23 protein-coding genes and 1 tRNA gene are annotated in these 25351 nt (G+C 39.7%); 13 read left to right on the top strand and 11 right to left on the bottom strand.

Annotated elements, in window-relative coordinates; genetic code table 11:
- Positions 1 to 16: 16 nt before the first annotated feature.
- Both ACN6NE_RS04245 and ACN6NE_RS04240 read right to left on the bottom strand, forming a co-directional pair.
- On the bottom strand, positions 17 to 1369 hold the full coding sequence (locus ACN6NE_RS04245; RefSeq protein WP_129704182.1) for a cation:dicarboxylate symporter family transporter: 1353 nt from the start codon (positions 1367 to 1369) through the stop codon (positions 17 to 19).
- 233 nt (positions 1370 to 1602) lie between these two features.
- Positions 1603 to 2367, bottom strand: a complete 765-nt coding sequence (locus ACN6NE_RS04240; RefSeq protein WP_025750122.1) for a sulfite exporter TauE/SafE family protein — start codon at positions 2365 to 2367, stop codon at positions 1603 to 1605.
- A gap of 271 nt (positions 2368 to 2638) precedes the next feature.
- Between ACN6NE_RS04240 and ACN6NE_RS04235 the strand changes: the two genes are divergently transcribed.
- The gene (locus ACN6NE_RS04235) at positions 2639 to 3913 is read left to right on the top strand and encodes an ATP-binding protein (RefSeq protein ID WP_474324675.1); all 1275 of its coding nucleotides are present in this window, start codon (positions 2639 to 2641) and stop codon (positions 3911 to 3913) included.
- 288 nt (positions 3914 to 4201) lie between these two features.
- On the opposite strand, the gene ACN6NE_RS04230 is transcribed toward ACN6NE_RS04235, so the two are convergent.
- The gene (locus tag ACN6NE_RS04230; RefSeq protein WP_474324673.1) at positions 4202 to 5104 is read right to left on the bottom strand and encodes a TetR/AcrR family transcriptional regulator; all 903 of its coding nucleotides are present in this window, start codon (positions 5102 to 5104) and stop codon (positions 4202 to 4204) included.
- Positions 5105 to 5368: 264 nt separating this feature from the next.
- Between ACN6NE_RS04230 and ACN6NE_RS04225 the strand changes: the two genes are divergently transcribed.
- Positions 5369 to 6892: a DHA2 family efflux MFS transporter permease subunit gene (locus ACN6NE_RS04225; protein WP_129704176.1), complete on the top strand. Its 1524-nt coding sequence runs from the start codon at positions 5369 to 5371 to the stop codon at positions 6890 to 6892.
- Positions 6893 to 6926: 34 nt separating this feature from the next.
- Here ACN6NE_RS04225 and ACN6NE_RS04220 read toward each other — a convergent pair whose 3' ends face one another.
- A complete protein-coding gene (locus ACN6NE_RS04220; protein WP_474324669.1) occupies positions 6927 to 7979 on the bottom strand; it encodes a Rieske 2Fe-2S domain-containing protein in 1053 nt (350 codons plus the stop codon).
- A gap of 211 nt (positions 7980 to 8190) precedes the next feature.
- Between ACN6NE_RS04220 and ACN6NE_RS04215 the strand changes: the two genes are divergently transcribed.
- From ACN6NE_RS04215 to ACN6NE_RS04195, 5 genes are all read left to right on the top strand, one after another.
- Positions 8191 to 8263 (top strand) — tRNA-Thr (locus ACN6NE_RS04215).
- Between the two features lie 265 nt (positions 8264 to 8528).
- A complete protein-coding gene (locus tag ACN6NE_RS04210) occupies positions 8529 to 9479 on the top strand; it encodes an ABC transporter ATP-binding protein (protein WP_129704171.1) in 951 nt (316 codons plus the stop codon).
- Complete coding sequence (locus ACN6NE_RS04205) at positions 9479 to 11002, top strand: ABC transporter permease/substrate-binding protein (protein WP_474324667.1); 1524 nt, start codon at positions 9479 to 9481, stop codon at positions 11000 to 11002. The genes ACN6NE_RS04210 and ACN6NE_RS04205 overlap by 1 nt, the downstream gene beginning before the upstream one ends.
- A gap of 296 nt (positions 11003 to 11298) precedes the next feature.
- Positions 11299 to 12048 carry a YwaF family protein gene (locus tag ACN6NE_RS04200; RefSeq protein ID WP_129704167.1) on the top strand — a complete coding sequence of 250 codons (750 nt, stop codon included), beginning with the start codon at positions 11299 to 11301 and terminating at the stop codon, positions 12046 to 12048.
- Between the two features lie 137 nt (positions 12049 to 12185).
- Positions 12186 to 12707 (top strand): NAD(P)H-dependent oxidoreductase, encoded by a 522-nt coding sequence (locus ACN6NE_RS04195; protein WP_129704165.1) that lies wholly within the window; start codon positions 12186 to 12188, stop codon positions 12705 to 12707.
- Positions 12708 to 12732: 25 nt separating this feature from the next.
- On the opposite strand, the gene ACN6NE_RS04190 is transcribed toward ACN6NE_RS04195, so the two are convergent.
- On the bottom strand, positions 12733 to 13098 hold the full coding sequence (locus tag ACN6NE_RS04190) for a cupin (RefSeq protein WP_129704163.1): 366 nt from the start codon (positions 13096 to 13098) through the stop codon (positions 12733 to 12735).
- A 212-nt stretch (positions 13099 to 13310) separates the two neighbouring features.
- Entirely contained in the window at positions 13311 to 14042 is a 732-nt protein-coding gene (locus tag ACN6NE_RS04185; RefSeq protein ID WP_372586484.1) for an LCP family protein, read from the bottom strand.
- A gap of 536 nt (positions 14043 to 14578) precedes the next feature.
- Here ACN6NE_RS04185 and ACN6NE_RS04180 point away from each other — a divergent pair.
- The 3 genes from ACN6NE_RS04180 to ACN6NE_RS04170 all read left to right on the top strand — a co-directional run bounded on the left by ACN6NE_RS04180 (position 14579) and on the right by ACN6NE_RS04170 (position 17232).
- Positions 14579 to 15253 (top strand): hypothetical protein, encoded by a 675-nt coding sequence (locus ACN6NE_RS04180; protein ID WP_053487663.1) that lies wholly within the window; start codon positions 14579 to 14581, stop codon positions 15251 to 15253.
- Between the two features lie 75 nt (positions 15254 to 15328).
- Positions 15329 to 16429, top strand: coding sequence for a M24 family metallopeptidase (locus tag ACN6NE_RS04175; RefSeq protein ID WP_057234083.1), 1101 nt, complete (start codon positions 15329 to 15331; stop codon positions 16427 to 16429).
- 224 nt (positions 16430 to 16653) lie between these two features.
- Positions 16654 to 17232 (top strand): suppressor of fused domain protein, encoded by a 579-nt coding sequence (locus ACN6NE_RS04170; RefSeq protein WP_474324665.1) that lies wholly within the window; start codon positions 16654 to 16656, stop codon positions 17230 to 17232.
- Between the two features lie 41 nt (positions 17233 to 17273).
- On the opposite strand, the gene ACN6NE_RS04165 is transcribed toward ACN6NE_RS04170, so the two are convergent.
- The 3 genes from ACN6NE_RS04165 to ACN6NE_RS04155 form a co-directional block, all read right to left on the bottom strand.
- On the bottom strand, positions 17274 to 18215 hold the full coding sequence (locus ACN6NE_RS04165; RefSeq protein ID WP_474324662.1) for a DMT family transporter: 942 nt from the start codon (positions 18213 to 18215) through the stop codon (positions 17274 to 17276).
- Positions 18212 to 18892, bottom strand: coding sequence for a GntR family transcriptional regulator (locus ACN6NE_RS04160; RefSeq protein ID WP_043978395.1), 681 nt, complete (start codon positions 18890 to 18892; stop codon positions 18212 to 18214). The genes ACN6NE_RS04165 and ACN6NE_RS04160 overlap by 4 nt, the downstream gene beginning before the upstream one ends.
- A gap of 75 nt (positions 18893 to 18967) precedes the next feature.
- Positions 18968 to 19486: an acyl-CoA thioesterase gene (locus ACN6NE_RS04155; protein WP_013058600.1), complete on the bottom strand. Its 519-nt coding sequence runs from the start codon at positions 19484 to 19486 to the stop codon at positions 18968 to 18970.
- Between the two features lie 150 nt (positions 19487 to 19636).
- Between ACN6NE_RS04155 and cuyA the strand changes: the two genes are divergently transcribed.
- Positions 19637 to 20629, top strand: a complete 993-nt coding sequence (cuyA, locus tag ACN6NE_RS04150; RefSeq protein ID WP_474324660.1) for a D-cysteate sulfo-lyase — start codon at positions 19637 to 19639, stop codon at positions 20627 to 20629.
- Between the two features lie 35 nt (positions 20630 to 20664).
- Here cuyA and ACN6NE_RS04145 read toward each other — a convergent pair whose 3' ends face one another.
- A complete protein-coding gene (locus ACN6NE_RS04145; RefSeq protein ID WP_129704151.1) occupies positions 20665 to 22014 on the bottom strand; it encodes a sensor histidine kinase in 1350 nt (449 codons plus the stop codon).
- The gene (locus ACN6NE_RS04140) at positions 22011 to 22682 is read right to left on the bottom strand and encodes a response regulator transcription factor (protein ID WP_129704149.1); all 672 of its coding nucleotides are present in this window, start codon (positions 22680 to 22682) and stop codon (positions 22011 to 22013) included. Before ACN6NE_RS04140 ends, ACN6NE_RS04145 begins: the two co-directional genes overlap by 4 nt.
- A 222-nt stretch (positions 22683 to 22904) precedes the next feature.
- Here ACN6NE_RS04140 and ACN6NE_RS04135 point away from each other — a divergent pair, with 222 nt between their 5' ends.
- On the top strand, positions 22905 to 24179 hold the full coding sequence (locus ACN6NE_RS04135) for a S1C family serine protease (protein ID WP_474324658.1): 1275 nt from the start codon (positions 22905 to 22907) through the stop codon (positions 24177 to 24179).
- Positions 24176 to 25078 (top strand): peptidyl-prolyl cis-trans isomerase, encoded by a 903-nt coding sequence (locus tag ACN6NE_RS04130; RefSeq protein ID WP_474324656.1) that lies wholly within the window; start codon positions 24176 to 24178, stop codon positions 25076 to 25078. Before ACN6NE_RS04135 ends, ACN6NE_RS04130 begins: the two co-directional genes overlap by 4 nt.
- Positions 25079 to 25351: the final 273 nt, after the last annotated feature.

Below are 25351 nucleotides of genomic sequence, written 5' to 3'. Positions count from 1 at the left end.
CCAGGAAATTTTTTTATTAAAATGCTTTTTCATTGGCTGCTGGAATACTCTCTGGGAGAAAAATTTCAGCATTTTTGGGCTGATACGCAATTTTTCCGTCCAGCACATCATTTGCTTTTTGTAGATCTAATAAATTTTCCCATCGTGCGATAATAAAAGCAGCTACCGCATAACCAATAATATTAACTGTAGTCCGGTAATTACCCATAAAGCGATCAGGAGCGAGCATGAGAGCAACGGCTGCTACCGGAATGGATCCGGTTGCTGCTGCGGTAGCAGAGAGAGCAACAAAAGCCGATCCTGGAATACCAGCCATTCCTTTAGACGTAAGAAGAAGAACACCAAGCATTAAAAGCTGATCAGTGAGGCTCAAATCCACGCCCGTTGCTTGTGCTAAAAAGACGAGGGCAAGAGACAAGTAGATAGAAGCACCGTCTAGATTAAACGAATAGCCAGTAGGCACCACAAGACCAACGACTGCTTTGTTGCATCCTGCTTGTTCGAATTTATCCATGAGCTGCGGCATAACGGCTTCAGTGGAACCCGTAGCAAATGCAAGCATAATTTCTTCTCGTATATATAGAATGACTTTCCACAAACTTAATTTTAAATAGATTCGTAAAATAACAGCTAAAACAAGAACAAATGCTAGACAAGCAATTGTCATAGCGATAAATAGCTTTCCGAATGCAGCAAGTGTTCCAAGACCGTACTGACTAACTGCAAATGCCATGGCACTAAACGTGGCAAGAGCCGTTAATTTCATAATGTATCCCATAATTTTAAACAATACATCATTTACTTTCTCCAATACATTTAAAAGGGTCTCGGCTGTTTTTCCTCCTATATGTACAAGCGCGAGGCCAAACAAACAAGAAATTAAAAGCACTTGAAGCATGGAGTTGCTTGAAAAAGCACCAACTGCGCTGTCTGGAATCATATTAAGAAAAAAATCACCTTCACTCGGAAGTTCGGAGCCGTTAGTCTTCGCGTCCACTTGGCTTGTGTTTAGGCTTGAAGGATCAACATTCATACCGGTGCCGGGATTCATTACGTTTGCTACTAATAGACCGATTAATAGAGCGAATGTTGTGACAATTTCGAAGTAAAGAATGGTTTTTCCACCGATACGCCCAACTGTTTTAATGTTTCCAACCTTGGCAATTCCAACAACGACTACTCCAAAAATAAGAGGAGCAATCAGCATTTTGATGAGCTTAATAAAACCGTCTCCAATCGGTTTCACAGCATTTCCAAAGCTTGGCCACAGATATCCTACGGCTATGCCAAGTACAATTGCCATCATAATTTGAAAGAAAAGACCTTTGTAAAAAGGTTTTTTCTTACTTTTTGCCGCTGTTTGTGTCATGTGTTCTCCCTTCCTCGTACAATTTTTTAGATATCACAATAGATGTTATGTTTTTTTACATTTTAACGTAAGGTTGTTTGAGGTGTCATTGGTCTCTTTGACTAAAATTCAATAAAAATATTAGTTGAAGTGTATAAGAAGGGAAGGGAAGTGGTTTAAAACATTATTATTTTTAATGCAGATCTTTAAAAAAACTAATAAAAAGCACATGCAAAGGCATGTGCTTTTATTTGTTAAATTAATTTAATTCCGCTAATTAGAATGATGGTTGCCATAATGGCTTGAAGCGGTCTTGAAGGCACTTTCGTTGATAAACGGCTTCCGATTAACACACCTGGAATAGATCCAGTTAATAGGTTAGCAGTCAACATGTAATCCACGCTTCCGAAGCTTGCATTTAAAATACCAGCCACCGTAACGAGAAGAAACGCATGTGCAATATCAGTTCCAACCAGCTCAGATGTTTTTAGCTTAAATAAGTACAGCATCGCAATCGCAAATAATGAGCCCGAACCAATCGATGTTAGTCCGACAATGAATCCAAAGACTACGCCAATTCCAATTGTTAATCCTTTTTTCTGATTTAAGTCCATTTCCTGAAACCGATTTGGGCGAATTAATTTATCAAAAAAGACGCGAAAGATAATTGAAATGGCAACCAGCGTCATGACGTACCCGAGAGCATGCTTAATAATCGTTTCTTGATGCTCGTGAAAAGATGGAAATGCATGAAGTGTGACAATAGCCAGCACAGCGCTCGGAATACTTCCGAAGGCTAAATATTTTGCTAATTTAAAGTTAATGGTTCGCTGTTTGTAGTGCTGAGCGACTCCGAATAATTTTGTGATAGAATTGTAGACAAGATCTGTTCCTACGGCAATGGAAGGGTTAATGCCGAGTACAATCAGTAAAGGTGTTAATAAAGCGGCACCTCCAACCCCCGTTAAGCCTACAAGGGTTCCAACGAATAATCCCATTAAGGTAATTGATAGTTCCATATTTCGTCCTCCTACTCTCAAAACCAAGTACATTGATCTGATTATAGATCATTGTAACTCATATGTAAATAAAATTCTGAATATTTTCATTGAAGTTGAAAGGGTTTTCTTAGCCTTCACTATTTTAGGGAACGGACGATAAAGTCATAGGAAGTTATAAAAAAGTAAATAGAATACGTTTATTTATCTATGATTACGCTCTAATTTGTGTTACAAATGTAAATGCAATAAAAGAGTTTATTTTTATCTCATTTGAAAGACCGGTGAATGCATGAGTTTTGTCACGAAAGATTTGTTAATTAATTTTTTATTTATTTTATTGGCGCTGTTTTTAGTGCAGATGTTTTATTTAATCAAGTATGCTAAAAAAATTCATTGGTGGAAAGATCGTTATATCGCGGTATTTCCGATTTTAGCCATTACCTTTTGCCTTTTGTTTCCCGTTAACGGAGCTTATGTCCCGGATGACTATCGAATGGATCTACGAAGAATTCCTTATATTTTAGGAACGTTATATGGAGGCTGGCCGTTAGGAAGCTTGCTTTTTGTCTTTATTTTACTGCTGCGCTTGCTAATTGGCGGGTACGATGTAGGGTTTTTATCAACACTAATTGCTCTTCCGATTTTATCCATTCCTTTATCTTTCATAACAAAATACTTTTTACATTTCTCATTAAAAAATAGAATTATCGTGAGCACCTGTCTTAGTGTAGTCGGTTCTTTATTAGCTATGCTTGTATCTATTTTCGTCTTACACGTAACAAGCATTCCTATTAGCGTGTGGGTTCAATTTGCGATTTTAGATGTAGCAGGCATGTTTGTAATTACCATACTGTGGGAAGCGATACGGGCAAATTTATTAGTGCTGCAGCGCCTGATGAAAGCAGAAAAACTAGAAATTGTCAGTCATTTAGCCGCCAGCATCTCTCATGAGGTGCGGAATCCTCTAACGGCAAGCAGAGGGTTTATGCAAATGCTGCAAGAAGATGAAAAAGAACCTGCTAAAAAACGCTACATTTCAATTGCGATTAATGAACTAGACCGCGCAAAAGAAATCATTGATGATTACTTGCTGTTTGCCAATTCTGCACCAGAACGAAATGAAAAAATGAATATTTCAGAAGAGATTCATCACGTCACCCATATTATGACGCCTCTTGCCAATATGAATGGAGTCGCGATTGAATTTACATTTGATGAAGAAGTGAAGTTCTTCGTAATGGGAGAAAGAAGAAAGCTTCAGCAGTGCCTAATCAATTTATTTAAAAATAGTATTGAAGCCATGCAAAATGGAGGCACGTTAACCGTTAAAGCAACAAAAGAAGGCGGAGCTGTTATTGTGGATATTATCGATACAGGCTGCGGTATGACGCAAGAACAAATCAACCGGTTAGGAGAACCGTATTTTACAACAAAAGAAAAAGGTACGGGGCTTGGAACGATGGTATCTTTCAGCATTATTCATTATATGAAGGGGAAAGTGAGTGTGTCTAGCATAAAAGGAAAAGAAACGTGCTTTTCACTTCAATTTCCACTTTGTGAATAAAGAGGCCGGGACAAAAGTTATTTAGTTGAAGGAAGATCCGAATGCGATTGATTCTCGACGGAGAATCAATCGCATTCGGATTTTTTCATTGGCAGAGTAAATGTAGGTTTCATCTATTTAGTCGCTTCTAGCGGTTGATTGGAGGGCAAGGCGAAGGCTCAGCTGTTCCGCCCCGCGGAAAGTGAAGCCTTGCATGGAAATCAACAGCGGTGGAACAAGCGGTTCAGCTCATGTATCCCATTTGTTCGTTTTTAGATTGTATTGATTTCGTTATGGTTTAATTTGTTTTTAATGAAGTTCACTCACATACTGATCGATCATCGTCTGTAAATCCTCTAGCGCTGTCTTACTTTTGTTGACAGACAGCTGCTGTAACGAATGAAGAGCACTATCAACAACAAACTTGCGGGGATTTGATTGTTTAAACAGCTCTTCTTCAATAAAACTAATAAGCTCTGTGCATTTTTGACGTTCGAATTCATCAGTAAATTGTTTGTGAACCTGTTTTTTTAAATCGATAAGTGCTGCAGAAATGTCCTGTTCTATTTGATTTTTAGTATTCGGGCAAGATGGAAGCCATTCTTTAATCGTTTGCGGATCGAGCAAAATGTCTCCTGAATTTGCTACTTCGTCTACAAGAGAAAGCAGGCGCTTGACACTGTAGCTTATGATCTCATGCGGGTCAGTATTTGTGCCATTAACCATAAAATTATAGTGAAAGTTGCGATGAAGCATGCCAAGAAACATAATTGCACAATCTAGCAGGTACGGTTTCTTTTCTTGTCCAAATAAATCAATAAACCGCTTGTAAACCCAGTTTACTTCAATAAACTGGGTTTTTTTTATGTATGCTTTTAAATCAGGATCATTGGAAACAAATACTTCTTCAAGTAATGTGAAAAATTTATGTTTATGATGGTTTTTCATCTGTGCATCAATCTGTTTAACAAATACATTTACATCGGTCAGGCTTTTACCAACCAGCAGCTGATTTCGCTCTTGTTCAATTGTTGTATGAAGCCAGGTAAAAACAGCGATTAATAATTCATTTTTTGAAGAAAAATAGTTGTAGAATGTTCCTTTTGAAATGCCGCTATAATCAATGATGTCTTGAATAGATGTAGCTTGAAATCCTTTTTCAACGAAGAGATGGTGTGCATTTTTTACAACTTGCTGTTTTCGGTTATTCATTATTATCACCTAAATATAAAATTAGACTCATGGTCCAACTTTATGATACATGATTTAAAGCGTTTACACAAATGTTCTTTTCAAAAAATGGACGATATCACGACAATATATTGATATAAAAGGATTGTAGGACTAAAAAAGTCGATAAAATAAAGGACATGAACGCAAGATTTTTCGCTTGCATAAATTGAACTCACAGTATAATATACTCTATGTAGAACATGTGTCTAAAAAAATGAACTTAAAGTATAAGGAGGTACAATAATGAGTCAATCGATAAATCAAATGGAAAAGCCGCCTTATGGCATAATTGCTATTTTGTTAATTGGCGCTTTTATCTCATTGTTGAATGAAACGTTATTAAACGTGGCGCTGCCGTCTATTATGAAAGACTTAGATGTGACAACGTCAACTGTCCAGTGGCTTTCTACTGGTTATATGTTAGTGAATGGTATTATGATTCCAACTACTGCTTTTTTAATTCAGCGCTATTCCGTCAGAGGATTGTTTTTAACGGCGATGTGTTTATTTACAGCAGGAACGATACTTGCCGGTGCTTCGCCCGTATTTTCGGTCTTGTTAACCGCTCGTATTATTCAAGCATCAGGCGCAGCCATTATGATGCCGCTTTTAATGAACGTATTGCTCACAAGTTTTCCATTAGAAAAACGCGGAGCTGCGATGGGGATTTTCGGCTTAGTTATGATTTTTGCTCCGGCAATTGGTCCTACCTTATCAGGGTGGCTAATTGAACACTATGAGTGGAGAATGCTGTTCCACCTTGTTACGCCAATCGCTGCAATTGTATTAATAGGCGCTTTCTTCCTATTAAAAGACAAAAAAGAAAAAGTGGAAATCAATTTGGATTTTTTATCTCTTTTGTTATCTACAATTGGATTTGGAGGACTTCTATACGGATTTAGCTCAGCAGGGGATAAAGGCTGGGATTCTGTGGAAGTATACGGCACCATTATCGTAGGAGCTGTGGCTCTGATTTTATTTATTACGCGTCAGTTCAAGCTTAAAACCCCTATGCTTGAATTCCGCATTTTTAAATATCCAATGTTTGCTTTATCATCAACGATTTCAATGGTGATCACAATGGCATTATTCTCAGCCATGCTGCTAATGCCAATTTATGTTCAAACGGTACGAGGCATTTCTCCGCTTCATTCAGGATTACTAATGCTTCCGGGTGCGCTGCTAATGGGTGTGATGTCACCGATTACCGGAAAATTATTTGATAAATTCGGAGCGCGTGCACTGGCTGTAACGGGTCTAACTATTACAGCCGTTACGACGTATTTCTTCAGTAACTTAGAGCTTGATACGACGTATACAACGCTCATTACGCTTTACACGCTTCGCATGTTCGGAATGTCTATGGTGATGATGCCGGTTATGACAAACGGATTAAATCAGCTGCCGCAGCGCTTTAATCCGCATGGCACTGCGATGAATAACACGCTTCAACAAGTATCGGGAGCTATTGGTTCGGCTCTTTTAGTAACGGTGATGTCAAACCGTACAGCTACACATGCAAAAGAGCTCGCTCAAGATGCAATGAGCGGAGCAGGAGCAGCTAATGCAACCGCGGCCGGGGCAGCTCAAATGAAAGAACAGATTGGGATGCAGGCAATGGTACAAGGGATTAACGATGCGTTTGCCATCTCAGTAGTACTAGTGGTGGTTGCCTTAATTCTTTCATTGTTTATGAAACGCGCAACGCCGGCAAGTGAAGATGAAGTGATAAAGGAAAAAGCAGGACGCGAGCAGTTTGCTAAATAAAAAAGAAATCCCCGCTGAGACAGCGGGGATTTTTTCAGCTTGTATATCTAAAGCTTAAGCCCATTTTCTTTAATAATTTCCGATAGCCGATGGACGTTTGATCAGCCATAATATGCGCTTCCATCTGCAGGTCTAAAGGCAAGTCTTCAGGCTTTTGGTTTTCAACCATTTCACGGTCTTCGTCAAAGACGCGAAGGTTAAAGTCATACACACCTTCAACGGGAGAATCTTTCTCAAAGTTTCGAGCGATTGGCGCGAATAAACGTGTTTCGCGGGCTGAAATAGGAGAGACTGCATTCATAATCCACAGCTCTGCGCCTTCTGGGAAGTATACTTTTAGCGTAGCTGTAAACGGCGGATAAACATCAAAGACGCGAAGCCATTTAAAATCAGGTGGATTTAAATGCTGCTGTTCTTTGGAATAATTGCTCACCGTGCTCGTATATTCTACATGAAGCCCATAATCTGTGTCGCTTACTTTATATTTAGGCACAAAGGCATTGTTTCGATCGCCAAACGTATCTGTGTGAACCCAAGCAAAATGAGCTACGTCTAAAAACCCTTCCATTTGGCGACCAGCTGATCCCATAATATCAAAGCTCGGACAAACAATTTGCTGAAAGTCAGGGTCCTCCCAAGCATCGAAGTACGGCAAATTATCTTGTTCACCGGTCAGGGAAGTCCAAACTAATCCAAATCGTTCAATAACTGGATAGACGGCCATACACAGGCGGGGGGAAATATTGGCGTCGGGATGAGCTGGAATCGACGTGCATGCACCGTCCGTTGCATAGCGGAAGCCGTGGTAAGGACAGATAATTTCATCATCTTCGACCCAGCCCATGCTAAGCGGTGTGCCTCGGTGAACGCATAAATCACGAGCCGCTACAACTTTGTGTGTGGTACGGTATAGAACTAGATTTACATCTAGTAATTTTACGGACATTGGTTTTTCTGTTACATCACTGCACCGTGCGACGGGGTACCAATACTTGGCGAGCGTCGTCCAATCTTCTAGGCTAAACGTACAGTCTCTTGGGTAGGGAGTTGCCGTTTTTGATTTGGTCATGGTTGGTTGTTGTTCCATCTATTTTCTTCCTTTCTTTTGTAAGCTCTTTTACTAAGGGTAATATAAAAAAAGAAAATTCACACAATTTGTGTGAGGAATTCTAACACAAAATATGGAACTTTGTAGAAAGTGCGAATTTCAGAAGACGCAAATTAGAGAATATACCAATAAAAAAATTTTTAAAAAGCGCTTCCTAAATCAATTTAAACGTGATATAATTTTCCAAGACGCTGGTGTAGCTCAGTAGGTAGAGCACTTGCATGGTAAGCAAGAGGTCGCAGGTTCGATCCCTGTCGCTAGCATACGAAAAAAACCTTCTTTCTTGTTGAAAGAAGGTTTTTTATTTGTGTTGGCTTTAAAATTATTCTCCGAATTATTCTTCCCCGCCTTGTGAAAAATTTAACAGTTTGATAGCCTTATTAGGAAGGTGTGAGAAAACATGTGTATCTTTTCAACTATGTCTTATGAATCATATTTAGAAATATTCTTAAAAGAATGTTTATTGCCTCTAAGTATTGGGTACACGGAACTAGGGGTTAAATTTCAACAGGGAGTGTGAACGATAATTTGATTACGTTTAAGAATGTGTCAAAGCAATATCCAGACGGTACGACCGCCGTGAAAAATATTAATCTAGAAATTAAAGAAGGAGAGTTTTTTGTTTTAATTGGTCCGAGTGGGTGTGGTAAAACAACCACCTTAAAAATGATTAACCGTCTTCATGATATTACCGAAGGAGAACTATACATAAAAGATAAGCTCGTATCGGACCACAACATACATGAGCTACGCTGGAACATCGGTTATGTCCTGCAGCAGATTGCGCTTTTCCCCCATATGACCATTGCTGAAAATATAGCCATTGTACCCGAGATGAAACATTGGAAGAAAAACAAAATCAAAACGCGCATTGATGAGCTGCTTACCTTGGTGGGACTAGACCCAAAGCAGTATCGAAACCGAAAGCCGTCTGAGCTCTCAGGTGGCCAGCAGCAACGTGTAGGTGTAGCACGTGCCCTCGCAGCCGATCCCCCCGTTATTTTAATGGACGAACCCTTTAGTGCCCTCGATCCGTTAAGCCGCGAACAGCTTCAGCAAGATGTTATTAGCTTAAAAGAAAAAATCAAAAAAACATTTGTATTTGTTACGCACGATATGAGCGAAGCGATGACGCTTGGAGATCGTATCTGCCTAATGAAAGATGGGGAAATTGTTCAAGTTGGAACCCCGGAGGAATTCATTCAAAGGCCTAAAAATGAATTTGTAAAAATATTTATTGGAAATCAAGGAAATGCTTTATTTGAGACATTGGATATGTTTGTCAAAGAAAGCGAACAGCCAGACGTAGAGCCTACTGAAGAGCTAGCTTCAACCGCCACTGTTCAGCAGGCAATGGACGCCCTTTACGACCACGAAGCAATAGCCGTGAAAAAAGGGAGCAAACGCATTGGCGTTGTAACGCGCAAAACTCTATTAGCGTTTCTTTCTGATAAAACGAAAGAAGGGGGAACGCTGTAATGAATGCACTAAGCACATTATTAGATCAACGAGGAGATGCACTGTTTCAAGCTCTTCTTGAACACATTCAAATTTCAGTACTGGCTCTTGTTATCGCCGTATTAATTTCAGTGCCGCTCGGACTGTACTTAACGAGACATGACCGCATTGCTGAACCGATCATTGGCGTAACAGCCGTACTGCAAACCATTCCTTCACTCGCTTTATTAGGATTACTAATTCCTCTTGTCGGAATTGGAACCTTTCCCGCGGTTATTGCACTGTTTTTATATTCGCTTCTTCCTATTGTACGAAATACATATACCGGAATTAAAGAAGTGGACCCGTCTTTAATTGAAGCATCCAAAGCCATGGGGATGAACTCGTGGAGACGATTAATCAAAGTAGAACTTCCTCTAGCACTTCCTGTCATTATGGCCGGAATTCGTACAGCAATGGTACTCATTATTGGTACAGCGACAATTGTGGCTCTTATCGGAGCGGGCGGACTCGGAAGCTTAATTTTGCTTGGTATTGATCGAAGTGATAATAGTTTAATTTTATTAGGAGCCATTCCAGCAGCATTATTAGCGCTTATTTTTGATGGAATTCTGCGAACGATTGAACACTCAGCTAAAAAAGGGTCCAAAAAACGCTCGTTTATTATGATCATCGTATTAATACTCATTCTTGTTTCTCCGTTTGCAGCGATGAGCGCAACAAAATCAGACCTTGTTATCGGAGGGAAAATTGGCGCAGAACAAGATATTTTAATTGATATGTACAAAGAATTAATTGAAGATCAAACCGATATGAAAGTAAATCTTCGTTCGTCGCTTGGGAAAACGGTATTTGTATTTGAGGCTCTGCGTAACAAGGAAATTGATTTATACCCTGAATATACGGGCACAGCCATTGTGACGCATCTAAAGGAACAGCCGGACAGCAAAGATGAAACAAAGGTGTACAAGCAGGCAAAAGAAGGATTTCAAAAGAAATTCGGCCTTGTTTATTTAGATCCAATGAAGTTTAATAATACGTACACATTGACCGTAACAAAGAAATTTGCCAAAGAAAATAATCTAACGACCATTTCAGATTTGGCAAATGCAACAGATAAAGTAAAAGCAGGATTTACGCTTGAGTTTAAAGATCGTGAAGACGGCTATGTAGGCATTCAAAAAGAATACGGTCTTACCTTCCCGAATATTAAAACGATGGAGCCGAAGCTTCGCTATCGTGCTGTAGAAAAAGGCGATATTAATATGCTTGATGCTTACGCAACGGATCCTGAAATCAAACAGTTTGGTTTGAAAGTCTTAAAAGACGATCAGCAGTTCTTCCCTCCGTATCAAGGAGCGCCTGTGCTTCGTGAAGATACGCTAAAAGAACACCCTGAACTGAAAAAAATCTTAAATCAATTGGGCGGTAAAATTAGTGACGGAGAAATGCGTGAAATGAACTATCAAGTAAATGCAAAAGGCAAAACGGCTGAAGAAGTCGCTCATCAATTCTTAGTGAAAAAAGAATTAATTAAAGAGTAAAAACGAAGAAAAAAGCTAGGACAAAAGTATGTTAGTTGAAAGAAGATCCGAACGATGAATCGTTCGGATCTTTTCATTTTAGTTGCTTCTAGCAGTTGATTGGAGGGCAAGGCGAAGACTCCTGGTGTAACAAACGATCCATACCCGGTCATTTATGCCATTTGTTCGTCTTCAGATTGGCGTAATTTCTTTATGTCTCAATCTCTTTTACTGTGAGATAAGCGTTAATGAAAGTAGAGTCTTATGAACAAGCTAAAGGTACCGAATTTGTTTTCTGATATAAGGGAGGCGCCGGTGTGAATAGATTTTTTACGTGTGATCCTGTACAACATTCCTTTCAGTTTTTTTCAGCGCACCATCTTGTAACTTTAGCCATTATGGTGATCATAGGAGCATTTATTTTCTTGTGTCGAAAGCAGCTGCGAAAAAAGAGGTTTGTGTTCGTTTTGCTTTCGCTCGTTCTAATTGCTTCAGAAACGGCCTACCAGGCTTGGGAAATCGGATGTCATCAGTGGTCTGCTGAAACTTCCTTGCCTCTTCAGCTCAGTGATATAGTCGTGCTGTTGGCTGCTGTTATGCTGATAACCAAAAGCAGGTTTCTTTTTTATTTTGTGTACTTCGCAGGAATCAGCAGCTCTGTTCAAGCGATGATTACCCCAGACCTTGGCGGCTATGCGTATGCCCAGTTTCGCTATGTGCAGTTTTATGTATCGCATGGCGGTGTGGTACTTGCTTGCTGTATGCTAATTGCTATCTGCAGATATGAGCCGACGTTTCGTTCTTTATGGGTAAGCGTAGTATTTGTTAATCTGTACGGAGGTTTTATCTATGCCATGAATCGTTTACTTGGGGCGAATTATTTATATATGATGAAAAAGCCAGAGCACGCTTCCTTGCTGGATGTTCTTGGACCTCATCCTTGGTATTTAGTATGGATTGAAGGAATCATGATTCTTAGCTTTCTTGTCCTTTATCTGCCGTTTTGGGTACATGAAAAAATTAAAGGTGATAAAAGCAAAGTCAATTTTATTGAAGCAGAGCGATAATACTGGTAGTTTATAAGTGTAAACTACCTCGGATTTCCTGAAGGAAAAGGAAAGAATGACTGAACAAGCCGTGAGAGGCAAGAGTAAAAAATAGAAAAGAAAAAAGCAAGCACAGACATCAGAAGGAGAGTATCAAAATGAAAACACTGGTTATTTTAGCGCATCCAAACTTAGCATCTTCTCGTATTAATAAAGCGTGGGCAGAGCGAGTGAAAGAAGAGGAGGATGTGTACGTTCATGATTTATACGCAAACTATCCCGATTTCAAAATTGATGTAGAAAAAGAGCAGGAGTTAGCTGTTCAATTCGATCGTATTGTGTTTCAATTTCCATTTTACTGGTACAGTTCACCCGCACTGTTAAAAGAGTGGCAAGATGTGGTATTAACATACGGATGGGCTTATGGCAGCAAAGGTACTAAACTTCACGGAAAAGAGTTTATCGTGGCTACTTCCACAGGAGGCCCTGCAGAAGCTTATCAAGAAGGCGGCTACAACCGTTATCCAATGAATCATCTGCTTCTTCCATTTCAAGCTACGGCAAATTTAACAGGCATGAAGTTTCAAACGCCATTTTTATTTCAAGGAGCAGGCGGTGAGCTGAGCGACAAAGTCATTCAAGATAGTGCTGAAAGCTACGCTCAATTATTAAGACAATAAAAAAAAGCCGCGTCAACGCGGCTTTTTAATTTACATTTGTTCGTGAAAAAGAAGTAAGCAGCTTTTGAGGAGCGATATCTAATCCTTCAATTAGTAATCCCGTCATAGCAGTTAGACTCCCGACTTCAAAGAATTCCCCGGCTCTCCAAAATGCGGATTCACCTTGTTTAATATAAATTTTTAGTCCGTTATCCCCAGCTACCCAGCCTTCCCCGTGAACGACTAAGAGAAGCTGTGGAATCGTAGCTTCTTGACGAGGCGTATAATCATTTTCTTGAAAAGATAAAAAGCTGATTTTGACATCTCCAGTATGAGAAAGCAATGGGTTTATTTTATAGGTAGAATGAAGAAAGGAACGCTCTTCTTCAGATTGAAAACCATATAATTTCATACTTTCATCTCCTTGACTAAAAAATAAAAAAGAAGTGCTTCTTATTTCATATACGCATGCAGTAGAAAAAATAGAACTCTAAAGAAACAGCTGTTTCCAGGAAAATAGCTTCATTTTTTGTCGAAGCTGAAAATTTTTTGAAGGATAGGAAGGAAAAAGAGAAGTTTTTTTGAATAGTATAAAAAAAGGTGTCCGCTAATGGACACCTTTTCCTAATTTAAAAATGATTGTAATGCTTGTTTGTTTTCTTCAAGATCTATACTTAAAACAGCACCAATACCGGATACTCGTTCATTTGAATAGGAACCTTCAACCGGTAAACGAAGAGATTTTAAATCTGGCTGATTTCCAACTAAAAAATCTTTTCCTATCACAATAAATGTTTTTGGCGGAATATTTGTATCCACATATGGATCAATGACTCCCCATAGTTTAGGAGCTTTCGCCAGCGTCTTTACTTGAAGAGCTTCATCCATTAATTTACCGATAACTTCTTGTTGACGCTTCACGCGCCCGAAATCACTTTGGCTATCGTGTCGGAATCGCACATATCCTAGTAATTTATCTCCGTGAAGAGTTTGTTTTCCAGGTTTTAGTGTCATGCCAATTCCTGATGACATTTCGTGTGGCACGGTAACCGTAATTCCCTCAGGGGCAATGGTATCGGCAACTTTAGAAAAACCTTTAAAATCAACAACGGCATAATAGTTTACATCTACGCCGAAATTTTCTTTAATTGTCTTACGCATTAATTCGGGCCCGCCAAATGCATAGGCTGAATTTAATTTGTTTTTGCCATGTCCGGGAATATCCACATATGAATCACGCATCAAAGAAACAATTTTAGGCTGATTGCTGTCTTTATCATAATGAGCAATCATGATTGTATCGGCACGCGAATGTTCTTCACCTCGAGAGTCAATTCCAAGAAGCAGCACATTCATGCTATCTAAATTGGCACTTGCACCATTAAAATCAAACTGTCCATCTTTCCCAAAAGCTCCGTCTGCTTCTGCTAACCCTTGTTGGTATTGATAATACACATACGCACCAGCGGCGATTACAAGAATGAGAAAGAAAAGAAGTAGCTTTCTAAAGCGTTTCTTTTTTCTTTGCTTTTTTCTTTTATGTTGTTTACGTTCTGTACGTTCTTCCAAATGTCTCACCATCGCATTCAAAAATATTAATACTTTTTTGTTTGAAACCAATTATGCAAAAAATTATAAAACGACATAATAAAATTAACACTAAGGAATTAGATTAGCAAGTACGTTCACTAGTAAATCTGCGAAGACGCTAAAATAAGAGAAGGGTACAAATAGAAGAAAGAGGAAATAAAGGTTATTTTTTTCGAGGATATTTGTTATAATCTATCATAGTTAGGGAAAAAGTTCTGTCTTTTAGAAATGGAATAAGAGGAAAGTCTCTGTGTGCGGAGAGTCAAATATAGGTCTAAATGTAGAAAAAAGGAGTGAAGCGAATGAGTATATATGTGTCATCTTCGAACCTTGTGCTGATTCCAGAAGCGGCGTTAAGTCATTGGAAACCTTATGGCGCGGGGGAATTGACCGGAGCTATTATTTCAGGTAAAGATAGTGCTGAAATAATTAAAGAGCTTAATCAATCGTCTATTCTGCCTTTTACAAGTTTTTTCTATCGAAAGCATTTTGTTATTCTGTTTGATAAAGAACAAGTGAAAAATCATTTTGAACAGCTGCTTTTATTATATAAATCTCAGGGCTATATTTTTTATTCTTCTACTTTATACGATGATCACTGGTCCCAGGTCCTTGAAGGAACGAAGCAGCTGCTAACGGTAAATGGACAAGTGGTGCCGGTGCTTGAGCTTGAACAAAACGGTGAATTTGATGTTGTGCGTGATGAAGGCGGTCTGCACATTGTTATAGATGATGACGAAGACGAAGAGAAGCAGCTAGAAAAAAAAGTTCATGAGCTTCCGCTTGAAGAAGGTACCTATTTTATTGGCGATCCGGGATTTGTTGAAAACCGAGACATGCTGGTAAAAGAATATTTTCCTAAAGGTACGTACGAATTTATTTATAGATACGGAGAAAATGGCTGGCTGATGAAAGTAAGTATTCAGCGAAAAGCGATTAAAGAGCAGCTTACTACTCTTCACGCGGCTTTGTCTTAACCTCTATTCATTGTACAATATTGCTAAATAACTATGTTATAATAGTAATATTGCACAATGAAAGGGGTTTTTTTAATGGAAGCACGTTTGCAAAAAGTCGTATCGTGGCTGGAAGAAAAGAATGTAGAAACGGCCTTTATTTCGTCAACCGAAAACGTATTTTATTTAACTGGATTTCACACGGATCCGCATGAGCGTTTGCTTGGCTTATTTGTGTTTAACGAAGCGGAGCCGATGCTTGTTTGTCCGTCAATGGAAGTGGGACAAGCAAAAGAAGCCGGCTGGAAGTTTGATGTGATTGGATATGAAGACCATCAAAATCCTTGGGAACTTATTAAAGAAGCTTTACATAAACGAAACGTAATAGATGTGAAAAAGGTTGCTGTAGAGAAAGAGCAGCTGCTGTATGCGAGAGCCGAAGAACTGCTTAGCTTATATCCAAATGCTGAGCTAGTCGGAGCAGAAGAGAAATTAAATCAGCTGCGTTTAATTAAAGATGAGCGTGAAGTTGAGATTCTGCAAAAGGCAGCTGCCTTAGCTGATTTTGGTGTAGAAGTAGGCGTAGCTGCTTTAAAAGAAGGCGTTACGGAAATGGATGTTCTGGCTAAAATTGAATACGAGCTAAAGCGAAAAGGAATTCGTGAGATGTCGTTTTCAACGATGGTTTTATTTGGTGAAAAAACGGGAGAAGCGCACGGAAACCCAGGTCTTCGCACGTTAAAGCCAGGAGATATGGTTCTGTTCGATTTAGGTGTAGTGCTAGACGGATACTGTTCAGATATTACGCGTACAGTCGCTTACAAGTCTATTAATGATAAGCAAAAAGAAATCTATGAAACGGTACAGCGCGCCGAGCAGGCAGCTCTTGAAGCTTCCAAGCCCGGCACTCGCATTGGCGACTTGGACATGGTAGCACGCAATATTATTACAGAAGCAGGGTATGGAGAGTATTTCTTGCATCGTCTTGGTCATGGTCTTGGTATCAGCGTGCATGAGTTTCCTTCAATGAGCCGCAACAATGATGATGTGCTTCAAGAAGGCATGGTATATACAATTGAACCGGGTATCTATATTCCAGGACTCGGAGGCGTGCGTATCGAAGATGATGTAATCATCACAAAAGATGGATACGAAACGTTAACGAAGTACCCAAAAGAATTACAAATTATTTCATAATAATGTCATAAAAAAATAGAGGCTGCCATGGTGCAGGCTCTATTTTTTATGAGAAAAGAAAAAATTGGTTAAGGTTTCTTGTTTGCTTCTTGATACAATTTCATAGTATGTTACGAAACGATAACATTTCTATCACATTTTCTAAAAACTATATCGCAAGCGAGTGCAGTAGTATATGCTGTACAGTAGGGAGCTTTTTAAGGTCGCAAGCAAGGAGGTTTTTTATGAGTAATTTTACAAAAGATGAAGAATTAATTATACATAAAGCAATAGATGTATTTGGTCAAAAGGATCGAATTGAAGATTATTCAGATGAAAGAAAAAAGCATGGTATTCACGTTGTGGCGTGTGAAAATCATCCGCGTCAAGACGTAACCGCGTATGCGACGCTCGGTGGACATCAATGTCCGACAGGCTATACAGTTGGAGGAATCCCACTTCGAATTGAAATCGTTGGGGCTTGTCATGAGGAATTCGGTATTTATTCTGCTATTTTAGCAAACTGTATTTTCCATATGATGAAATCTCATGTGTCCATCTTCCCAGGAGCTATTTATAAAGACGTTATTGCAGTCCTTGATGACAGCTTTCATATGCAGCACATTTTGCTGATTCCGCCGTTTTTATGGGATAATTTTTCAACCATTGAACTAACTGATAAAAAAGTAACGTTCCTGCAGGCCGTTCCGATTTCAGAAAATGAACGTGCTTTTGCACTTGAGTACGGAGTAGATTCGTTGCTAAGCCGCTTTGATGCTGAGCAGGTGAATGTCTTCAATTTAGAAAGAAGATCTGTTGTATAAACAAAAAGAGCGCCGACTGAGACGCTCTTTTTTGTTATTGATTAGTAGGTCAATTCTTTTTGCGGTATAGCTTTTTTATGACTCGTTTGGTAGCTGTGAAGCACCATGCCTGCTATGATAACTCCCATTCCAACCCAAGAAAGAATCGATGGCAAAGGACTTGATAGAAGGAAGACCTCTCCTAGCAGGGCAAATAAAACTTCCATCGATTGTGTAGCTTCAACTGCACCTAACTTTTGAGAATCTTTTTTAACAAGGTCGGTTGCTGCAAAAAATAAGACCGTTGCACATACTCCCGAAAGTAAAGCAACTAAACTGCTTTGATAAATCTGAGTTGTTTTTGGTAGTCCATCGGTCACGTAGGCATAGACAGAAAGAATAATCCAAAACGGCAGGCTTGAAAGCGTCATTCCAAGCACACGCTGAAACGTATTAAGTGACGACACCTCCATCATTTTACGGTTGCCAAGCGGATACGCAAAAGAGGCAATCAAAATGGGAATGGTACAAAGCAAGGCAGTAGCGGCCGACAGTTCAGTCGCATGCTCAAGCTGCATGAGCACAACTCCTATTAAAATAATAAACGAAAAACCTAGCTGCTTGAAAGGAATCCCTCGTCGCTTCTTTCCTTCCTTGTAAAACAAAGGAGCTAGAAGAGACCCCGATAAAATTGTGATTTGCCAAGTGCCTGCAATAAGCCAGCCGGGACCGTAGGCTGAAGCAAAACAAAGAGGAGCGTAAAAAAAGCCAAATCCAACCGTGCTCCAGAGCAGCCATTTTTGCGGCTGGATTTTTATTTCTGCTACCACAGGTTTAATACCACCCCAAAAATAAACGAGCACAAGCAAAAGAGGTACCATAAAAAAATAGCGCAGCGACGCGCTCCACGCCCAGCTGCCTCCGGATAAATCCATCGCTCGATTTAAAACGAATGTAAAAGCAAAAAAGAATGATGCAGCAATGCCTAATAAAAGAGGCTTCACTTGGATTCCTCCTCACTTGTCAGCGCTTCACCTAGTGTCAGCCAGTTCGTTTCGACAAGCTGCGATGTCAGTGCGGCATCTTTTTGACCGCAAGCGTTTATGATTTCTTTGTGCTGATCAACCGAAGCAAGGCTAGCAAGAGAAGAAAAGCGAGCGATTTCCAGACGCTGAATTTTGGCGCTTGTTTGTTTTACAACACGTTCTAGCTCTATATTGTTCGCCCGTTTTAAAAAGACGGAATGAAATGCTTCATCCGCTTCGATCGCTTTAAGGACATTTCTTGTTTTGATTGCATGTTCTAGAGATTGATTGTGTTTGATTAGTTCGCCCATATCTTCTTCTTGTAACGAAGTACAAGCCAGCTTAGCAGCAAGTGCATGAAGAGCTGCGACGACAATAAAAGATTGTTTTGCCTCCTCAAGGTTTAATGGAGCCACTTTTGTAGAAGAGCCAGGTGTCGTTTGGACAAGGCCTTCATCTTCAAGTCTTTTTAATGCTTCTCGAACAGGAGTGCGGCTAACTCCAAATTGCTCAGCCAGTTCTTTATCCTGAAGCTTTTGTTCCGGCTGAAATTCAAGCATGACAATATTGTGTTTAAGTGTTTGATAGACTTCTTCTCTTAAAGAAAGTCGTTTGAGAGGTTGAATGTTATTTTTCATAAATCCAATATATCGCATATTACATTAAATAACAATGTGAAAACTAAAAGAACTTCGTCTAAAAAGCAGACAGCTGCTTTTTAGATGAAGAGCTTAATTACTGCTGCGCAAAGATTTAGATAAAATGCTCGCAATCGCTTTGCTGTGCTCAACCTGCGTTTTTTTGGACTCTTTTCGTTCAAGAGCCACTTTTTGAAGACTTTTTTCTTCTTCAGTTTGAGCAATAACTTGAGGAACGGGGGCAGGTTTCCCGTTTTCTAATGCAACAAAGGTGAGAAAAGAAGTAGCTGCAATGCGCTTAATGCCCGTTAACAAATTTTCGGCAATCACTTTAACAAAAATAATCATGGAGCTTTTTCCTGTGACAACAACGAATGCTTCATATGAAATAAAATCTTCTTCGGTGACGGGTTCGATAAAGTCAACGTGATCAATGGAAGCCGTAACACACGACTTTCGGGAATGTTTAGCTGCTGAAAGAGAAGCCGTCATGTCCATGTCAGCGACAATTTTCCCCCCAAAAAGGGTGTGGTGATTGTTTAGGTCATTTGGAAAAATGTGCTGTGATTTGACTACTCGTGAGACGCTGCAAAGTACTGCTTTTTCACTCATTGAAAACACTCCTTCAAACTGTTTATATGGTTTAATGTATGTTGACTACTTGTTCTTATGTATACAAGTTATAGAAAACCCTTTCGTAAAAAGCTCTTCAAAAGCTTCTATATGGTAAAATAGAACAAATATGAAAGAGAGGATGAGAGCATGAACTTAACTCAATTTTCTAGAAGAAAATATACGGATTCCCCTACACCTTTAGAAAAGCTATCGGTTTTATCTCAGCAGTTAAATGGACCTTCAATTTATATGAAGCGCGATGATATGCTTGGACTGACAGGGGGCGGAAATAAGACGCGTAAACTTGAATATTTAGTAGCTGATGCAAAGACGCAAGGAGCAGACGTGCTTGTAACGTGCGGTTCGATACAATCCAATCACTGTCGTTTGACGCTCGCTGCGGCTGTAAAAGAACAAATGAAATGCGTGCTCGTATTGGAAGAAGGTGAAAATAAAGCAAGCGATCAGCCCACAGGAAACTATTTTCTTTATCATTTATTAGGCGCTCATGACATGCGGTTTGTCTCTGAAGGTTCTGATTTGACAGCGGAAATGAAAAAAGTAGAGCGAGAGCTAATTGAAAAAGGTCATAAACCGTATTTAATTCCAGTAGGAGGTTCGAATGTTATCGGTGCAACCGGATACGCTGCCTGTGCACAAGAGCTGCTTATGCAAAGCTATGAGCAGCAAATAAAGCTTAGCCACGTGGTTTGCACAAGCGGTAGCGGAGGCATGCACGCAGGATTAGTGGCAGGCTTTCAAGGCCTTCAAAGTGACGTGTCTGTTATTGGAATGAATGTCAGTCGTGCTAAAGAAGAACAAGAAATGAAAGTTGCCAAGCTGACGAGTGAACTTTATGATCATTTACATAGTAAAACGCCTTTTAAAAAAGAAGAGGTTGTGTGTATGGATGAATACGTAGGTCCAGGGTATGCTGTTCCGACAGAAGAGATGGTGGAAGCGGTCAAACTTGTGGCCAGTACGGAAGGGATTTTATTGGATCCTGTGTATACGGGAAAAGCGATGGCTGGTCTAATTGATTTAATTCGAAAAGGTTATTTTGAAAAAGATGAAAATGTGGTGTTTATTCACTCAGGAGGTTCACCGGCTCTTTATGCCTATACATCAATTTTTTCATAAAAAAGCAAGGGGTTTGACTCCCTTGCTTTTTTAGTTTATATAGGAATAGTAATCGAAAACGTCACTCCGGTGTCTGTGTTTTCAGCCGTAATGGCTCCATCGTGCATCGTAACAATACGCTTTACGATACTTAAGCCAATACCGAATTCACCGTTTGCTCCTTTTTTAAACGGTTCAAACAAGTGTTGAAGTACGCTTTGATCAATCGGCGGACCATCGTTGCTGATTGTACATTGAACGTTCGTTTGGTACTTAGCAAGTGAAAGTGAAACCTTCGTCTCGGCATAGCGCAGCTGATTGTCGAGTACATTTTCAAGAACTTTTGTCCACAGCTCTTTGTCTCCTTTAATCGTTGCGTTTACGTCGTCAAATTCCCACTGTATTTCAGGGCGCCTCCACCGCAAGCGATCCACTACTTCATGAAGAAGAGTAGTAAAATCAAAGTCATCCTGTGCAAGCTGATGAGTGGACATATAGTCAAGCTTGGTTAAGTAAAGCAAATCGCGGATTTTTTTCTCAAGATTTTTGGATTCATCTTCAATAACTTTTACCGTTTGAGATAAATCACCTTTTGGATAAATGCCGTCTTGAATCGACTGAGCGTAGCTTTGAATAACCATAACCGGTGTTTTTAAATCGTGTGAAATATTTTGAAGCAGCGTTTGCTGTGCTTCATCTTTAGATACGAGCCTTTTGCGCATTTGCTCGATGGAGGCGCCTAGCTTGCCAATTTCATCGGAACGGTTGACTGTAACGGGCTCATGCCAATTTTGTTCGGCAATTTTTTTTACATCTTTTTCAAGCGATACAAGCGGCTTGCTTAAATATCTTGATAGCCAAATAGATGGAAGCCAGCTGAATAGAAATACAATTGAAATTACGAGAAGCAGCTGTTTAAAAAGAGTAGAAGTAAGCGCGTTGCGATACGTATCCCACGAAAATGAAAGCAAAAAAGCAGGCTGTCCGTTTACGCTTACTTTTCGAATCACATAAAAAAGCGTCCGGTTGCCGAGATCTTTTTCATAGCGAGCGACGATTTTTCGCTGACTGATTGCATCTTCCTGTGCTTTTCTCAAAAAGTCTTGAGGCAACACCCGTGATGAAAAATAAGAGATATCCGCATGTTCAGGCAATAAAATATGATCCACGGTTCGATTGCCAAGTGTTGGTTCACTGTCTTCATTGCTAAAGTAGTATTCACCTGAGCGGCTTGGCAGGCCGTATTCTTTTAAAATATGCTGTTCATTTTCAATAGTGGTATAAATTTCATTCGTGAAGAACTGCCTGAGCGTCGTTGGGAATAAAATAGCGAGCAAAATTGAAATAAGCAGTAAAATACCGGAGATGACGAGCCAAATTTGAAATGCAAGCGACTTGTTTTTCATGCTTTCATCATCCGGTATCCGTATCCGTAAATCGTTTCAATTCGCGCTTGCGGCATTTTTTTACGCACGCGCCTTACTAAATCATCCACCACTCGGTCTGTGCCGAAATAATCTTCTCCCCAAATGAGATTCAGCAGCTGCTCCCGTGAAAAAGCCTGTCCAAGGTCTTTTGAGATAGTGACAAGAAAATCAAATTCTTTAGACGTTAAATCAATCGGCTTTCCATTTTCACTGACTGTACGGGTATGTAAATCGATTTCATAAGGAGTCAGCGTAATGGTATCGGTTTTCTTTTGATTGGAACCATATACGCGGTTTAGCAGTTTGTTTGCTCGAATAACTAGTTCACGAGGCAAAAAAGGCTTTGATAAATAGTCGTCGCTGCCCATTTCAAGCCCAAGAACCCGGTCAATATCGGCATCGCGGGCTGAGATGAAAATAACAGGCACATGTGGCGTTTGCTGCTTGATTTCGCGAATGAGCTGATACCCGTCAATGTCAGGCAGCATAATATCTAAAATCCACAGGTGCGGAGGAGTTGCAATCATTTCTTTGGCGTCCGTGCCGTTAAAAAATGAGCGAACTTCCCAGCCTTCTTTTTGAAGGTAAAGGGTTAAAACTTCGTTTAAATTTTGTTCATCCTCTACTAAATATAGTGTAAAGCTCAAATTTGACACCTTCCTCTGAATATATGAAAATTAAGGTAAATAACGCATATTGCGCCATCTATGCGCGTTTCTTTAAAGGTCTATGTACCCGCTATTATACTACGTGTTTGCTGTTATAAAGAAATTTTTCACAATTTCACACATTGTTTTGATACTTATCCCAAACTTTTATTTTATAGTATAGATAACATAAAATTTGCTACGTTAAAAGGAGTGTTTTTCATGGATCCACGTGATTATGAAAGAGAGCAAGAACGAAAAGAAGAATATGAAAACCGCCAGCAGCGCTACGAACAGTATCAGCCTGCGTCATCATCACAGCCTCCAGGAAGACGCTTATTTCCAGTGATTGCATCTTCTATCGCCGGAGCAGTACTAGGGGGAGGAATTGTGCTATACGGCGCTCCGCAGCTGGGGTTAATGGATTCAGCTGATACGCAAACAGCGAATCAAACAACGCAGACTCAAACAGCAACGACAACGAGCACAACGCCTCGAACAGTAAGCACAACCGTGAATCAGTCAGATCTTGTTTCAGTTGTAAATAAAGTATCAGCAGCTGTTGTAGGCGTGAACAATATTCAACAGCAAACAAATCCATTTTCTGGAGATACCCAAACGCAAGAAGCAGGAACGGGTTCCGGTGTTATTTTCAAAAAAGAAAATGGAAAAGCATACGTTGTGACCAATAACCACGTTATTGACGGCGCAAGCGAAGTAGAAGTGTCACTTTCAAACGGACAAAAAGAAAAAGCTAAAATTGTCGGAGCTGATGCGCTAACGGATTTAGCGGTGCTTGAGATGTCTGACAAAAATGTTGAACAAGTGGCGAAGTTCGGGAAATCATCGGATTTAGTAGCGGGTGAAACGGTGCTTGCAATCGGAAATCCTCTTGGTGAACAATTTTCTCGTACGGTCACACAAGGTATCGTGAGCGCAGCAAAACGCTCTGTCCCTATTTCAGAAAGTTGGAACGTAGATGCAATTCAAACGGATGCGGCGATTAATCCAGGAAACAGCGGCGGTGCCTTGATCAATTCTTCCGGTAAAGTAGTCGGTATCAACAGTATGAAAATTTCAGAAGACAATGTAGAAGGCATCGGCTTTGCTCTTCCAAGTGATGAAGTGCAGCCGACGATTGAACAGCTGATGAAAAACGGAAAAATAACGCGTCCATATATGGGGGTAGGTCTTCAAGATGTAGGTCAGCTTTCAGCTGCAACAAAACAAAACCAGCTAGGCCTAACCAGCGATACGTCTGAAGGAGTTGTCGTAACGACGGTTGAACCGTTCTCTTCTGCTTCTGATGCAGGTTTACAATCAAAAGACGTGATTGTTGCCATCGATGGAAATGAAGTCAAAACATCCAGTGATTTACGTCAATATCTATACACAAAACGTAAAGTAGGAGACACGGTAAAATTAGACGTGTATCGAAATGGAAAAAAACAAACCATTTCTCTGAAGCTTTCAGAGCAGCAGGATAACAATGGATGAGTTCAACACCGTTAAAGCTGCTGCTAGCAGTATTAACAGCGTTCGGGTTTTTAACCGGCTGCGGAGGGAAACATTCAAATACGATGTTTCCTTCTGTAGAAATTAGCCAGCTATCTTCTACCAAAGAACTGGCAGCGTATGAGGGAGGCAAGGTTACAGGAGCTGAATTCAACCGTTTTTTAGCCGTTGAAGGGTTCTTAAATCCAGATGCTCTGCTAAATGATACAAGCTACCGCAAAGAGTTATTGCGGCAGCTTGTTATGCAAAAAATCTTAATTTCGCATCTAAAGACAAGCGATAAAGTACAAAAACAAGTCGAGGATATGTGGAAGCAAATTAAACGCTCATATGACGAGAATACAAGAAAACAAGGTTATGAAGTGTTAAATATTCGTTCCAGTGATGTAACCAACCAGCTAACGAATCAGTTTAAATTAGAAGAATATTTCCGTAAACAAATTACGTCTGATGAACTAACTGCTTACTATAAACGTATTGAAAACGATCTAACGCGAGTATCTTTTACGCAGCTGGCTTTTTCCACTTTACATGATGCCGCTGCCGCTGCGGCTGAACTGCAAAAGGGAACATCGCTTCAAGACGTTCAAAAAAAATATGCTGATGTCCAGAAAATCAGCAAAATAGAGAATGCTGATAATCTAAAGCTTTCAATTTTATCTCCCTTTTTTATAGATGTTTTAAAAAAACAGCACATCGGAGAGAGTAGTGAGCCCATTAAAATGGGTAAAGTCTATTATATTCTTATTTTAAAACAAAAAGATAAAAAAACGGAATCAGAAGTCAAAGAAGAAATGATGAAAGAACTTGTTTTGAATCATATCAACCGGTATATTCAGGATCAACTGCCAAGGTTTCACGTGACTTTCAACCTTAGGTAGTTCCCTTTTATATAGATTGATTGTTTTCAAAAAACAAGCAGGTAAAAGAGCTTTCTATTAATAGAGAGCTCTTTTACATTTTTAAGTAGACAGAAATGTCGGCACCTGATAAAATAAAGTTGTAAAACTTTCATTATTCGGAAAATTTATACCCTCCAGCTTTGGAGGGTTATTTTTTGTGTTCTTGAATAAAAGAGACCGTGACACAAGTGTCTTTGTTGAAGGAGATCCGAACGCGTTCGGATCTTTTTTATTAGTAGGTGAGCGTAAACT

Source organism: Priestia sp. 53B2 (assembly GCF_056099005.1).
The sequence above is the reverse complement of the archived record's forward strand: the minus strand, read 5'-3'. Positions and strand labels throughout refer to the sequence as shown.